Source organism: Streptomyces sp. NPDC001502, from assembly GCF_042894785.1.
GTDB lineage: Bacteria > Actinomycetota > Actinomycetes > Streptomycetales > Streptomycetaceae > Streptomyces > Streptomyces kutzneri.
The window spans coordinates 266,832-280,603 of sequence record NZ_JBIAVW010000006.1; the positions used below are offsets into that span (position 1 = coordinate 266,832).

At 73.5% G+C, this 13,772-nt stretch carries 13 protein-coding genes; 5 read left to right on the plus strand and 8 right to left on the minus strand.

The window, feature by feature from the left end:
* Positions 1 to 85: 85 nt before the first annotated feature.
* The 3 genes from ACFY0D_RS12915 (at position 86) to ACFY0D_RS12925 (ending at position 2,095) form a co-directional block, all read left to right on the plus strand.
* Positions 86 to 505 (plus strand): ATP-binding protein, encoded by a 420-nt coding sequence (locus tag ACFY0D_RS12915; RefSeq protein ID WP_390798375.1) that lies wholly within the window; start codon positions 86 to 88, stop codon positions 503 to 505.
* Between the two features lie 244 nt (positions 506 to 749).
* Positions 750 to 1,346 (plus strand): ECF RNA polymerase sigma factor SigK, encoded by a 597-nt coding sequence (sigK, locus tag ACFY0D_RS12920; protein ID WP_390798514.1) that lies wholly within the window; start codon positions 750 to 752, stop codon positions 1,344 to 1,346.
* Positions 1,343 to 2,095, plus strand: coding sequence for an anti-sigma factor domain-containing protein (locus ACFY0D_RS12925; protein ID WP_390798376.1), 753 nt, complete (start codon positions 1,343 to 1,345; stop codon positions 2,093 to 2,095). The genes sigK and ACFY0D_RS12925 overlap by 4 nt, the downstream gene beginning before the upstream one ends.
* A gap of 183 nt (positions 2,096 to 2,278) precedes the next feature.
* On the opposite strand, the gene ACFY0D_RS12930 is transcribed toward ACFY0D_RS12925, so the two are convergent.
* Positions 2,279 to 2,737, minus strand: a complete 459-nt coding sequence (locus tag ACFY0D_RS12930) for a GNAT family N-acetyltransferase (protein ID WP_390798377.1) — start codon at positions 2,735 to 2,737, stop codon at positions 2,279 to 2,281.
* Between the two features lie 588 nt (positions 2,738 to 3,325).
* Here ACFY0D_RS12930 and ACFY0D_RS12935 point away from each other — a divergent pair.
* On the plus strand, positions 3,326 to 5,407 hold the full coding sequence (locus ACFY0D_RS12935; RefSeq protein WP_390798378.1) for a SpoIIE family protein phosphatase: 2,082 nt from the start codon (positions 3,326 to 3,328) through the stop codon (positions 5,405 to 5,407).
* A gap of 7 nt (positions 5,408 to 5,414) precedes the next feature.
* Here ACFY0D_RS12935 and ACFY0D_RS12940 read toward each other — a convergent pair whose 3' ends face one another.
* From ACFY0D_RS12940 to ACFY0D_RS12960, 5 genes are all read right to left on the minus strand, one after another.
* On the minus strand, positions 5,415 to 6,170 hold the full coding sequence (locus ACFY0D_RS12940) for a DUF4118 domain-containing protein (RefSeq protein WP_390798379.1): 756 nt from the start codon (positions 6,168 to 6,170) through the stop codon (positions 5,415 to 5,417).
* Between the two features lie 226 nt (positions 6,171 to 6,396).
* A complete protein-coding gene (locus ACFY0D_RS12945; RefSeq protein WP_390798380.1) occupies positions 6,397 to 7,509 on the minus strand; it encodes a mechanosensitive ion channel family protein in 1,113 nt (370 codons plus the stop codon).
* Between the two features lie 463 nt (positions 7,510 to 7,972).
* A complete protein-coding gene (locus ACFY0D_RS12950) occupies positions 7,973 to 9,247 on the minus strand; it encodes a pyroglutamyl peptidase (RefSeq protein ID WP_390798381.1) in 1,275 nt (424 codons plus the stop codon).
* A 139-nt stretch (positions 9,248 to 9,386) separates the two neighbouring features.
* Entirely contained in the window at positions 9,387 to 10,802 is a 1,416-nt protein-coding gene (locus ACFY0D_RS12955) for an amidase (RefSeq protein ID WP_390798382.1), read from the minus strand.
* Positions 10,789 to 10,998 carry a hypothetical protein gene (locus ACFY0D_RS12960; protein WP_390798383.1) on the minus strand — a complete coding sequence of 70 codons (210 nt, stop codon included), beginning with the start codon at positions 10,996 to 10,998 and terminating at the stop codon, positions 10,789 to 10,791. The genes ACFY0D_RS12955 and ACFY0D_RS12960 overlap by 14 nt, the downstream gene beginning before the upstream one ends.
* Positions 10,999 to 11,148: 150 nt before the next feature.
* Here ACFY0D_RS12960 and ACFY0D_RS12965 point away from each other — a divergent pair, with 150 nt between their 5' ends.
* Positions 11,149 to 12,078: an MBL fold metallo-hydrolase gene (locus ACFY0D_RS12965; RefSeq protein ID WP_390798384.1), complete on the plus strand. Its 930-nt coding sequence runs from the start codon at positions 11,149 to 11,151 to the stop codon at positions 12,076 to 12,078.
* Between the two features lie 72 nt (positions 12,079 to 12,150).
* Here ACFY0D_RS12965 and ACFY0D_RS12970 read toward each other — a convergent pair whose 3' ends face one another.
* Both ACFY0D_RS12970 and ACFY0D_RS12975 read right to left on the minus strand, forming a co-directional pair.
* Positions 12,151 to 12,723 (minus strand): TetR/AcrR family transcriptional regulator C-terminal ligand-binding domain-containing protein, encoded by a 573-nt coding sequence (locus ACFY0D_RS12970; protein WP_390798385.1) that lies wholly within the window; start codon positions 12,721 to 12,723, stop codon positions 12,151 to 12,153.
* Between the two features lie 122 nt (positions 12,724 to 12,845).
* Positions 12,846 to 13,679, minus strand: a complete 834-nt coding sequence (locus tag ACFY0D_RS12975; protein ID WP_390798386.1) for an alpha/beta fold hydrolase — start codon at positions 13,677 to 13,679, stop codon at positions 12,846 to 12,848.
* Positions 13,680 to 13,772 lie beyond the last annotated feature (93 nt).

Below are 13,772 nucleotides of genomic sequence, written 5' to 3' on the forward strand. Positions count from 1 at the left end.
GGGTCACCGCCCCGGAACCCCGTCCGTTCCCGGCCCCTGGTCCGGCCCGGATCCACCGGGGCCGCTCGCACAGCGAGGAACCGTCATGGACACCGCAATCGCACCCCCGGCGCGGCCGAGGACCGTGCACCACCCACTCCCCTCAGGACCGCAGGCCGCCGGGGAAGCCCGCCGCAGCGCCGCGCGCACCCTGGCCCTGCACCCCGTGCGCTGCCCACAGGAGACCGCCTGCGACATTCTGCTGATCGCGTCCGAGCTCGCCACCAACGCGGTCCGGCACGCCATGCCCCCGTACGCGCTCACGATCAGCCTGGACCGGGGCCGGGCGGGCATCTGCGTCAGCGACGGCTCGCTTTCCCTGCCGCAGCGGGGCGACGGCCACGGGACCGACGCCACCCGGGGGCGAGGGCTGCAGATCGTCCGGGCGCTCGGCGCGGACCTCTTCGTCAGCCGCTCACCGCGCGGCAAGCAGGTCATCGCAGTGATCACCTGGCGGGACGGCTGACCGGACGGTTCCCTCGAACGAGGGAACCGCGCGCCGTCCCGGAGCGTGAACGCCCTCCCATCCGCGGGCACCTCCGCTACGAAGAACCATCAGACCCATCCCCTGGACCTGTGGCCGACACCGCCCTGCGCGGCGGTCCGGCCGCTGCTCTCCGGACAAGGACCACCATGCGATGGACACCCCGCCCCCGGCCGGACGCCACCGGCCGACCCTGCGTCTGGTCCCCACGGCCGGAGCCCGCACCGTGAATCAGCCGAGCCCCTTCGGTCCCGACCCCACCGATGGCCCCACCGACCGCACCGGCCTCCCCGAGGTCATGCGGCAGGTCGCCCACGGCGACAAAGAGGCGTTCTCCGTCCTGTACGACGCCCTCGCCCCCCTGATCTTCGGGATCGCGCTCAAAGTCGTACGCGACCGGGCCCAGTCCGAGGAGGTCGCCCAGGAGGTCATGATCGACCTGTGGCGGCAGGCCGCCCGCTACCGGCCCGACTCCGGCAGCGTCACCACCTGGGCGGCGACCATCGCCCACCGGCGGGCCGTGGACCGGGTCCGCTCCGCCCAGGCGTCCGCCGACCGCGAACGCGCGCAGGCCGCCCGCGAACACCGGACGGCCTTCGACGAGGTCGCCGAACAGGTCGAGACCCGCCTGGACAGCGAACAGGTCCGCCGCTGCCTGGGCGGCCTCACCGAACTCCAGCGCCAGGTGGTGACCATGGCCTACTACCAGGGCCTGACCTACCGCGAGGTCGCCGAAGTCCTCCACGCGCCGCTTCCCACCGTCAAGACGCGCATGCGCGACGGACTGATCCGGCTCCGCGACTGCATGGGGGTGACCACATGAACCGGCACCGGTCCGACAGCCACGCCCTCACCGCCGCCTACGCCCTGAACGCCCTGGACCCCGGCGAACGCGAGCCGTTCACCGACCACCTCTCCCGGTGCGAGGACTGCCGCCTGGAAGTGGCCGAGTTCCAGGCCACCGCAGCCCGGCTGGCCGCCGCCGTGGCCCGGCAACCCCCCGCCGCCATGAAGCAGCGGACCCTGGCGGCCGTCGACGGGGTGCGCCAACTCCCGCCCCGAAGCTCCACCACCCTCTCCCCGGTCCCGCTGCGCGGCACGCTGCGCCGCAAGGCCGGCCGGTTCGCCGTGGCCGCGAGCGTGGCCGCCGCGGCCCTGTTCGCGGGCCTGGCCGCCTGGCAGAGCCAGGAGAGCCGCCACTACGAACAGCAGGCCCGGCAGATCGAGCAGCGCCTCGACGACGTCAGCACGGTCCTGGCCGCTCCCGACGCCCGCGCGGCCCACGGCCGCACCAGCAACGGAGCCTCCGCCACCGTCGTCTCCTCGGCCCTGCGCAACAAGGCCGTCTTCACGGCCGGCGGACTGCCGGCGCCCGTCCCCGGCACCACCTACCAGCTGTGGCTGGACCACGACGGCACCATGCGCCCGGCCGGCTTCATCCAGCAGGACGGCACCGTCCTCGTCGACGGCGACGCCGCCGACGCCGCCGCGATCGGCCTCACCGTCGAACCCGCCGGAGGATCCACGCAACCCACCACGGCCCCCCTGCTCCTGATGGACCTTCCCGCCTGACCGCGCGCCGCCCAGGGCGGCGACGCACGGACGCGGTGCTGGACCGCATCCGTCCGCTGCTGGGTGAGGGCGATGTCGCCGTGGTTGCGCTCGGCCACCCGGCGCGCTTGCTCTCCGCGAGGAACGTCAGTAGGGCAAGGCCCGCCGCGTCACATCCGACGTGAGGGTCCTGGCGCCGTACCGTCAGGGGCTCAGGGGGGTCATGTCGTAGGTGACCCACATGGTGCGCGTGGCGACCCGGTCGTACTTGGACCGGGCCCGGTGGTTGTCGTCGGCGGTGATCCAGCGGACCACGCTCCAGCCGCGCTCGGCCGCGAGCTCGCGCAGTGCGCCGAGCAGCAGGTCGGCGGCGCCCGAACCGCGGTGCTGCGGGGCCACGAACAGGTCGTCGAGGAAGCAGCCGACCGTCGCGGAGAGCGGGCGCGCGAACGGGCGGTAGTGGGCGAGGCCCAGCAGCCGCCCCTCGGTGTCCTCGGCCACCAGGGCGCTGACCTCGTGGCCGGGGTCGGTCACCCAAGACCAGACCGTGGCGGCCGCCTCCTCGGTCTGCTCCACCCCGTAGAAGTCGGCGTAGCCGCGGTAGAGGGCGCGCCACTGGGCGAAATCGCCGGCCCGCACGGAACGCACGCTGATGTCGGACATAGGACCGGACTCCCGGGATCGAAGGAAAGCGGAGCGGAGCGGGGCGTGTGAGCCGCCGCTCCGGCGCAGAGCTTCGATCATGCTGGAGCCGGGCGGGCCCGGCAGGTGCCGGGGTGTCGAAAAAGCGGCCCGTCTCAGCGCCACGATGTACGGGTGCGGCCGACGGGCCGGCCGGCCGGCGAAGCCCTGCGCGCCGAACACCGCTGTCGGCGCGCAGGGGCTTCCGGCACCGGGTCCCTCCGTGGCCGCGAGAGCCGCCAAGCGGTCCGGAGGGTGGTGGCCACGGCCAGTCAACCAGGAGCGGCCCGGGACGGCACCTGGTGCAGGGCACGGAACCGGGCCGACCCACCCCGTGTCGTTACGGTGGATCATCCAAGAGGTGAACCGGTCATGGGCGTGGGCATATGACGCGGAGATCGCGCCATTTGCCTGGTGAATGCCGATCGATCTCCCTTCGGTGTCCCGCCCGCGATGACGAGCGCCCCCCCGCACGGCGCTCGTCCCGGGCCGCCGCGCGACGCCCGGCGTGCCCGCACGGCGTGTCCGCATGATGATGTGGAGAGGACGGCGTGCGGAAGGGGGCGTCTCGTGCCATCGGCCCGGCCGGGGGGCGAGGAGACCCACGGCCCGATCTGGGCCGAGCCGGGGTCGCTGCTGGAGCGCGTGCCCGTGGCCGTCCTCGGCATCGACGAACACGACCGCGTCTGCTTCTGGGGGCCCGGCGCCCGTGACCTCTTCGGGTACGAACCCGGCGCCGTCCTCACCCGGCCCGGTGCCGTCCTCTTCGCCGACGCCACCCGCGGCACGTCCGCATCGTGCGCCCGGCTGACGGAACAAGGCCGTACGCAGGGCTACTGGCGGGGCCGGCTGACGGCACGGCACCGGGACGGCACGGCCTTCGACTGCGGCTTCCGGTCCTTCTCCGTGACCGGGTCCGGCCCCTCGGTGGTGATGGTCCTGTCGAGCCGCAGCGACGAACTCGACCGGGTCAAGACCAACCTCGCCTTCCTCGACGCCCTGTTCGAGACCTGCCCCATCGGCCTGGTCATGATCGACCAGGACCTGCGGTACATCCACCTCAACCAGGCGCTCGCCGACATGGACGGCGTGCCGATCGAGGGTCATCTCGGGCGGCGCATGGACGAAATCATGATCATGTCCGACGGTGGCGAGTACGAGCGGATGCTCCGTGCCGTCGCCCGGGGCGGGGCGCCCGTCGTGGGGACGCTGGTCGGGGTGCGCCCCCGGGGGCATCCCGACCGCGACCAGGTGCGGTCCGTGAGCTTCTTCCCGCTGAGCCGGGCGGTGGGCACGCGCCCGGGGGTCGGCGGTCTGATGGTGGACGTGACGGACCGGGAGCGGGCCATCCTGGAGGCCACCGCCAGCCGCCGCCGGCTGGCGCTCCTGGACGGGGCCTCCACCCGGATCGGGACCACCCTGGACGTGAACCTCACCGCCCAGGAACTGGTCGACGCGTCGATGCCGGACTTCTGCGACGGCGCCGTGGTCGAGGTCGTCGAGTGGATGGACGAGTCGGAGGACTTCGACCCGGCGCGACCGCTGATCACCCGCCGGATCGCCTCCGGGACGACCCTGCCCGCGCCGGCCGTCGAACTCGTGAGCGGGGTGGAGAAGGTGCGCTACCCGCCCGGCTCCGTCATCCACGACATGCTGAGCACCGGTCGTGCCATCTCGGCCGTCGTGGACGAGCAGTTCCTGGCCCGCACCGTCGTCATCGAGTCCCGCGCCCGGCTCATGGCCGAGAGCGGGGTGGCCTGCATCCTCGTCGCCCCGCTCATCGCCAGGGGCACCGTCCAGGGGATCGCCATCTTCGGCCGGTCCGCCGCCCGGCCGCCCTTCAGTCCGGAGGACGTCAGCCTGGCCGGCGAGCTCGCCTCGCGCGCCGCGATCTGCCTGGACAACGCCCGCCTCTTCAGCCGGGTCCAGGACATCGCCCTCACCCTGCAGCGAGCCCTGCTGCCCAGCGCGCTCGCGGCCACCCCGTACGTGGACGTGGCCCACCGGTACGTGCCCGGCAGCCGGATCACCGAGGTCGGCGGCGACTGGTACGACGTGATCGACCTGCCCGACGGCCGGGTCGTCCTCGTCGTGGGCGACGTGATGGGGCACGGGGTGTCGGCGGCCGCCGCGATGGGGCGCCTGCGCATCACCGCCAACGCGCTGGCCGGCCACGTCAGCGAGCCCGCCGACCTGCTCACCGAACTCGACGCGTGCGCCCAGGAGGCCGGCATCGAGCTGGCGACCTGCCTGTACATCGTCTACGACCCGCGCGACGGGCGGGCCCGTATCGCCAGCGCGGGCCACCCCCCGCCCCTGGTGCTCCGGCCGGACGGCACGGTGCAGACCGTGGACGAGGTGCTGGGGGTCCCGCTCGGCGTGGGCGGCTGCGCGTTCCGGACGACCGAGATCGAACTGCCCGAGCACTCGACCCTCGCCCTGTACACCGACGGCCTCATCGAGGCGCGGGGTCGGGACATCGAGATCGGCCTGGACGCGTTGCGCGCCGAACTGGGAGGAGACGGGCGGCCGTTGGAGGAGATGGCGGACAGCATCCTCGGAAGCCTGCTGCCCGACCCGCCGACCGACGACACCGTGCTCGTCCTCGCCCGCGTCCACCGCTCCCACCGTTCCCGCCGCCCGCCGTCCTGAGGGCGGTTCAGCTGCGGTGGGACACCCCGGCCGTGTCCAGCGCTGCACCCGCCAGCGCGGCCAGCGCGACCGCCACCGAGCGGGCGTCCTCGGGCGGCAGGCGGCGACCGGGAGGGGGATCGAGGAGGAAACGGCCGTAGTAGTGGCCGCCCCCGACGACCCGCAGCTCGGTCTCGCCGTCCGGCCAGTCGGCGTACCCGGTGACCTCGTCGCCGCGGCGCAGCCACAGGCCGCCGTCGTGCTCCAGCCTCGGTCGGCGCCCGATCAGGGTCCCGTACTCGAAGCGGCAGCCGCGCAGACCCAGCAGACCGATGAGCTCCCGGCGGACGAACTCGACCACCGCGTCCGGTGAGCCGCCCCGCTCGGTCAGCCGAGCGGTGCCCTGGAGGCTGGACAGGTGTGCGGCGCCGGTGACCACGACCGCCTCCAGCCTGCGGGCACGGACGGCCAGTTGCGAGACGATCAGCCCGACGGCCAGCAGGAGGACGGCCGTCTGGAGCTCGTCCCGGTCGGCGATGGTGAACCGCTCGTAGGGCCGGGCGAGGAGGAAGAGGCCGAACCAGATGGCCGCGGAGAGCGCGGCCAGGGCCGCGGCGGCCCGGGTGCCGGAGGCGGCGATCACGACCACGGCGACGACCAGGACAAGGGCCTCGTTCGCCGGGGAGAGCCAGGTGCGCAAGGGGACGAGCGCGAGTGCCACGAGGAGGGGCACCACCAGGGCCCCGAACAGCGCCGCACGGTCGTGGAGTCGGTACCCGGGCATGTGATGCCTCCCACCGGATGTGACCGGAACCAGATGGCCGATCGGCTGTCGCCACGTGCAGCCTGCCCACGGCGGGGGGAGGAGGCACCCGCCGTGGTGAGGTCTTGACGTACCGCATACGGATTCCGCACCCGGGCCGCCGTCGCCCCTTCGCGTGCGCACCCTCGCGTGCGCGCCGGCCGACGTGCACGCGAGGGGGCGGGGTGCGGGGTGCGGGGTCCGCGGTCTACCGGCCGCTGTCCGCGAGCATCGACGGCGGCGCCTCGCGCTGGTGCGGGACCGGCGGGTGCGGTGCCGCCGGCGCCTGCACCTCGTCCCGGTGGAGCGCGACCGTACGCGTCGGAGCGGGGATCGAGATGCCCTCCGCCCGGAACCGCTCGTGCAGGCGCTTGATGAACTCGTGCTTGATCCGGTACTGGTCGCTGAACTCGCCGACGCCGAGGATCACCGTGAAGTTGATCCGGGAGTCCGCGAACGTGTGGAAGCGGACGGCCCCTTCGTGCGCGGGGTCCGCGCCGTCCACGTGCGCCATCACCTGGCCGACCACGTCGAGGGTCACCCGCTCGACGTGCTCCAGATCGCTCTCGTAGCCCACACCCACCTGGACCAGGATCGAGAACTGGGCCTCCGGCTGGGTGAAGTTGGTCATGTTGGTCCGGGCGAGACGGCCGTTGGGGATGATGACCAGGTTGTTCGACAGGTTGCGGACCACGGTGTTGCGCCAGTTGATGTCGACGACGTAGCCCTCCTCACCGCTGGTGAGCCGGATGTAGTCACCGGGCTGCACGGTCTTCGAGGCGAGGATGTGCACGCCGGCGAAGAGGTTGGCGAGGGTGTCCTGGAGGGCCAGGGCCACCGCCAGACCACCCACTCCGAGGGCGGTGACCAGCGGCGCGATGGACACGCCGAGGGTTTCCAGGGCGACGAGAACGCCCATCACGAGGACCACGATCCGCGTGATGTTCACGAAGATGGACGCCGACGCGGCCACGCCGGTGCGCGATGCCGCGACGGACTGGACGAGGCCCGCGACGACCCGCGCCGCGCTGAGCGTGGCGATGAGGATGAGCAGCGCGGTCAGCGACTGGTTCACGAACCCCGAGACGCGTGCGGTGAGCGGCAGGGTCGTGGCGGCCACGGCCGCGCCCGCGATCAGGGCGGCTCCGGGCGCGATGGTGCGCAGCGCGTCGACGATGATGTCGTCCCCCCGCCACCGGGTCCGCTCGGCGTGCCGGCCCAGCCAGCGCAGGAGGGCGCGCAACAGCAGCCCGGCCGCGGCGCCCGCCGCCAGTGCGATCCCGGCGACGAGCCAGTCGTGCAGGACGAGATCCCGGGTCAACGGACCCCCTCCGGTGCGCCGCGCCGGCCCGCGGGAGTGGCGACGGGCGCCGCCGGCCGTCGTATGGGGTGTGGGTGTGTCGTCACCTTGTCACCTGTCAGTTTGTCGTGCGTGAAGCCGCGTTCGGGCGTGTGTACGCATCCGGAACGGGCTGCCATCCTGCCCCATGGCAGCAGGCCGCACCGCAGGCGGGGCTGCCGCTAGGGCCTGTCTTTCGGATCATGCCGGGCCCGCGACGCCTGGCACCGCACCTCGCTGCGTTCTCGTCGGTCGTCGATGCTCCGCATGGACTCCCTCCTCGGCCTTGCGATGCACGGCACCAGACGCCGCGGGCTGACCCGGCCTGATCCAAAAGACAGGCCCTAGGCCGCCTTGTCGGCCAGGCCGGGCTCGCGTACCCGGCACGCACGCTCGCACGCACCGGGCACCGCTCCCTGATCCGGCCCGACCGGCAGGACACCCCCTAGCGCCGCGCGGCGGCGTGTTCGAGGACCGTACGGACCTCCGCGGCGATCGCGCTCTCGGTGCGTTCGAACTCGGGGCCGGTCAGCTGCCGGGGGTCGGCCGGCAGACCGGTGAGCACCGGGGTGTGGAGATGGCCGCCGGGCAGGTGCGGGGCGAGTTCGGCGCGCAGCCGGTTGGAGCGGTACGCCACCTCGTTGGACAGATAGCCGCCACCGCCGCCCGCCACGGCCCGCGAGCCCGGGGTCGGGCCGTCGGTCCGGTCGACGGGAGCCGTGCCGCCCGCCGGAATCTCGGTCACGTCGCTGTTGAGGAGCACGGGGTACGGGGTCTGCACGGCGCCGGTGACCGCGTCGGCGGGCAGCGTGGTGCGGATGAACTCCGGGCCCGGGCCGAGGCCGGGGGCGGTCACCGGGTGCTCACGGGTGCCGCCGGACAGGGCGCGCACGTTGTCGGGGTACGGGTCGGCGGACCGTGCCCGTCCCGCCCAGTCCTCCAGGGTGAAGATGCCGGGGTAGCCCTGGCTGACGGTGGTGATGACGTCGGCCGAGGCCGGTCCGCCGGCCATGCGCGGGGCGAACGCCCGCTCCACCATGCCGGCGTCGAAGTCGGCGTACCGTACGGGGAGGACCACGGCGCGGATCTCGGCGGGGCTGCCGTCGGCGAGGGTCACGCGCCGTCCGTTGAGCTGGAGGGCGGCCGATCCCGACGGGTTGGCGCGGCGTATCTCGGCGTCGAGCCCGAAGGGGTCGAACCCGCTGATGAAGACGCGCCGTACGCCCGGCGCGGTCCGGAAGGCATTGTTCGTCAGGCCCCGGGAGGCGTCCTCGAAGCGGGCGCGGAGCGCGGCCCGGTCGGCGGTGAACTCCGGCTGCCAGCGGGCGAGTGCGGCGGTCATGCCGAGCCGCGCCCAGTACAGCGGGCGGTCGTCCCCGGGGGCGAGGTCGCCGCCGGGCCGCTGTCCCTGGGCCCGCCGTACGGAGGCCTGCCAGAGGGCCTCGCCCCAGTCGGTGACCAGTCGGCCGGCCTCGGCGGGACCGCGGGTCGCGCACAGCGCGGCGGGGAACCGCCGGACGAAGTCCCCGAACCCGCCGCGCTCGACGAGGGCCGTGGTGCGGGCGTCCGAGAGCCGCGCCTGTTCGGCGTCCAGCGGTACGGACGCGTCGGCGCGGCAGGAGGACGAGCCGTCGGCCGCGTGCGCGGGCGAGGCGACGGCCAGGGGAAGGACGGTGGCGAGAAGGGCGGCGGCCGATGCCGCACGCCGTAAGAGCATCATGCGATGTGACATTACATAGCGGCCCCCACCCCCACCAGACGCACCGGCCGCGGCGGCCGTGACTGGCTCAACTCCACCTCTGCCACGGCTGGTTCACCGCGTGGCGGCGGTCCGCGCACCCCCGCCCCGCCCCGCCCCGCTACGCCGCCCGGTCCGGGGCCAGACCGCGTGCGGTGACGGTCCGCTCGAAGGCGTGTCCCGCGCGCAGCACCGCGGCTTCGCCGAAGGGCCTCCCCATGAGCTGCATGCCGATGGGCAGGCCTGCGGAGTCCAGGCCGACGGGCAGGCTCAGCGCCGGAACGCCCGTGAGGTTGGCCGGGGCCGACAGCCGTACGTACGCGTCGGCGACGCTCTCCACGCTGCCGTCACCCCAGGTCACGCTGGTCCGGCCGGACTCGACGGCGGTGAGCGGCACGGTCGGCGCGGCGATCAGGTCGACCGCCTCCATCATGTTCCGCCAGGCCTGCCCCATGAGGGTGCGGGCGCGCTGGGCCCGCAGGTAGTCGCCCGCGGTCGTGAGCTCGCCCGCCTCCAGGAGGACCCGGATGTCGGCCTCGTACAGGTCGGGAACCGCCCGCAGGGTCCGCTCGTGGTAGGCGGAGGCCTCGGGCACCATCAGGCCCCAGTGGGCCGCCCGGATGTAGCGCGTCATCGGGATCTCGACGTCGACGAGCCGGGCACCGAGCTCCTCCAGGCGCCCGATCGCCCGCCGGACGGCGGCCTCGACCTCCGGGTCCACCCGGTCGAAGTAGTAGTTGCCCGGCACCCCGACCCGCAGCCCCGTCAGATCCGCCGGATCCGCCGGATCCGTGCCGGGGTCCGGCCTGTGGTCCGCGGCCGGAGCCGCGACGGACGCCGGGTCGCGGGGGTCGTGCCCGACCAGGGCGGCCAGGACCAGCCCCGCGTCCTCCACGGTACGGGTGAGGGGGCCCACGTGGTCGAGCGACCAGGCCAGCGAGGTCACGCCGTGGCGCGGCACCAGCCCGTACGTCGGTTTCAGGCCGACGACCCCGTTCAGGGCGGCGGGCACCCGGATCGATCCGCCGGTGTCGGTCCCCAGGGCGAAGGCGGCCGCCCCCGCGGCGACGGCGACGGCGGACCCGCCGCTGGACCCGCCGGCCACCCGGTCCGGGTTCCAGGCGTTGGCCGTCTGAGGGGTGGTCAGGCCGTAGGCGAACTCGTGCGTGTGGGTCTTGCCCACCAAGGCCGCTCCGGCCGAGGCGAGCCGTGCCGCGACCGTGCTGTCGGCCTCCGCCCGGTGCCCCGTCCGTACCCGGGAGCTCGCCGTGGTCGCAATCCCGGCCACGTCGATGAGGTCCTTCAGGCCGACGGGCATGCCGTGCAGGGGTCCCCGGTGCGTGCCGCGGGCGATCTCGGTCTCCGCCCGGCGGGCCGCGTCGCGCGCACGGTCGGCCGTCACGGCGGTGAAGGCCTTCAGGCGCGGTTCGACCCGCGCGATGCGCGCCAGAGCCGAGTCCACGAGTTCGACCGGTGAGACCCGCCGGGTGCGTACGGCCTCGGCCGCTTCGGCCACGGTCAGCTCATACGGTTCCATCGTGCTGCTCCCCTCCCGCGCGGTACGCCGCGGAGGGCGGTGTCTCGCCGAAGTCCAGTTCCCGCAGGAGCGATACGACGGCGTGGATGTGGTCGGCGGTGGCCGCCACTCCCGCGTGGCGGTCCTGCGCCAGCGGAAGCCCTGACCGTGCGGCCCAGCGGGCGGCTTCGGGGGGAGTGAGGTCCGAGGCGGACATGTGCGGCCTTCCTTCCGGGAAACGGCGGAACGATCACCGCCGCGTTAAAGCTAACAACTTGCGTTAGCTCACGGTAGGACCTACCGTCACTTAAAGCGAATGAATCGCTTTTGTTGTTGGCCGGTCCTCTCCAGACGAAGGAACATGCGCATGCGCACCGCACAGTTCACCGAGCCGGCCCCGTCCGGAGCCCCTGCCCACTGGTCCGTCGGGGAGATCGCGGTCCACCGCGTCGACGAGGTGCCGCTGCCGCCCGCGACCGGACCGTGGCTGCTGCCGGCCGCCACCCCGGACGTGGTGGCCGAACACGACTGGCTGCGGCCCGACTTCGCCGGCCCGGACGGTGTCCTGCACCTCGACAGCCACAGCTTCGCGCTGGAGGTGGACGGTCTGCGCGTCCTCGTCGACACCGGGATCGGCAACGGCAAGACGAGGGCCAACCCGGCGTGGAACGACCTCCGTACCGACTACCTGGCGCGCCTCGCGGACATCGGATTCACCCCCGGGAACGTCGACCTGGTGATCCTCACCCATCTGCACACCGACCACGTCGGATGGAACACCCGCGAGGTGGACGGCGCATGGGTGCCGACCTTCCCGGGCGCCCGCTACCTGACGTCGAGGGCGGAGTACGAGTTCTGGGCCGCCTACGACATGGACGAGGCCCGGCGCGGCATGTTCCGCGACTCCGTCGTGCCGGTCGAGGAGGCGGGACTGCTCGACCTGGTCGACGTACCGGCCGAGGGGATCGACGTGGCCGAGGGGCTGCGCCTGCTGCCCGCACCGGGGCACACCCCCGGACAGATCGCCGTGGAGGTGCGCAGCGCGGGCGCGGCGGCCCTCGTCACCGGGGACGCCGTCCACCACCCCGTGCAGCTGGCCCGTCCGGAGATCGGCAGCTGCGTCGACATCGACCCGGTGCAGGCCGAGGCCACCCGCCGCGCGCTGCTCGCCCGGCTCGCCGGCACCGGTGCCCTGGTCCTCGGTACGCACTTCCCCGCGCCGACCGCCGGTCGCGTGGTGGTCGAGGGGGACGGTTACCGGCTCGAACCCGTGGCCGCCGCACCGGCGCGCCGCTGACCGGCGACGGTGCGTCCGACGACGGCGTGCCCGACGACGGCGTGCCCGGCGACGGTGCGTCCGGCGGGCCGGTCAGCGGGGTGTGCCGAAGCCTTCTACGGCCTCTCGCGCGAGCCGGTGCGCGTACGCGCCGGTGAGGCCGTCGGGGCGGAACAGGATGCGGTACATCATCGGCGCCACGACCCGGTCGAGCACGGTCTCGACGTCCGGGGCCTCCTCGCCGCGCTCCGCGGCGCGGGCGAGCACGATGGCGATCTGCTCCGCCGCGTAGGCCGAACACCGCCCCGCGTTGTCGCCGTCGGGGTCCCCCAGCAGCGCGTCACGGATGTACGCCCGTCCCGTGGGCGAGGCCATCTCCTCCTGGAACTGCTCGGCCCAGCCCCGCAGGTCCTCCAGCAGGTCTCCGTGGTCCTCCGGCGCAGCGTCCGGGCGCAGGCGCTCGACGGCGACGTCCGAGAGCAGCTCCTGCAGGTCGCCCCAGCGGCGGTAGATCGTCGACGGAGTGACGCCGGCCCGCGCCGCGACCATCGGGATGGTCAGCTCCGGACGCCCCGGCTCGGCCTGGAGCTCACGCACGGCGGTGTGGACCGCCTCCTGGACCCGCGCGCTGCGGCCTCCGGGGCGGACCATCGCTTTTCGGCTCATGCGGCCAGCTTAAAGCAAATTTCTTGCATCATGCTCGGCTGTGGCCGCCGCAGCCGCCGCCCCGGACTCGGCGGCGGTGCCGGCCGCGGAGTCCGGGGGGAGGCGGGCGGCCGCGCCGGACGCTACTTGCCGATGAAGGCGAGGAGGGCGCTCGTGACCTCTTCGGCGTGGGTCCACAGGAGACCGTGCGGGGCGCCGTCGACGGCGACGTAGTCGGCGTGCGGGAGGGCCTTGTGGAAGGGCTCCGCGGTGGCCCCGATCGGGAGGATGCGGTCCGCGGTGCCGTGGAGGATCAGGGCGGGAACGTCGATCTTGGGGATGTCGGCCCGGAAGTCGGTGGTCCACGTGAGGACGGCGGCGCGGGAGGCGTACGCGGACGCGCCGGCGGCGGTGACCCAGTTCGCCCGGACGGTTTCCTCGCTGATGCGCGTGCCGAGGTTCTCGTCGAGGTTGTAGAAGGCCTGGTAGAAGTCGGTGAAGTAGGCGTAACGGTCCTTCGTGACGGCGGCGAGGATGCCCTCGAAGACGCTGCCGTCGACACCGGTCGGGTTGTCGTCGGTCTTCAGGAGGTACGGCTCCAGGCCGGCGAGGAAGGCGGCCTTGGCCACGCGTCCGGAACCACGGGTGCCGAGGTAACGGCCGACCTCGCCGGAGCCCATGGAGAAGCCGACGAGGATCGTGTCGGTGAGGTCGAGGGTCTCCATCAGCGTGTGGAGGTCGGCGGCGAAGGTGTCGTAGTCGTAACCGGTGGTGGGCTGACTCGACTGCCCGAAGCCGCGCCGGTCGTACGTGATGACGCGGTGGCCGGCGTCGAGCAGGGCGGGGAGCTGCTTCTCCCAGGAATGCCCGTCCAGCGGGTAGCCGTGGATGAGGACGACGGGCTGACCGCTGCCGTGGTCCTCGTAGTAGAGGTCGATGTCGGTGGTGTTCTCCTGGCCGACGGTGATGAAGGGCATGGTGTGGTCTCCTGTGGCGATCTCGGTTCGGTCCGCGGCAGCAGTCTCCCGCCCCGGGGTCCCCGAACGGTGTCGGAACACGGCCTTCCGGCG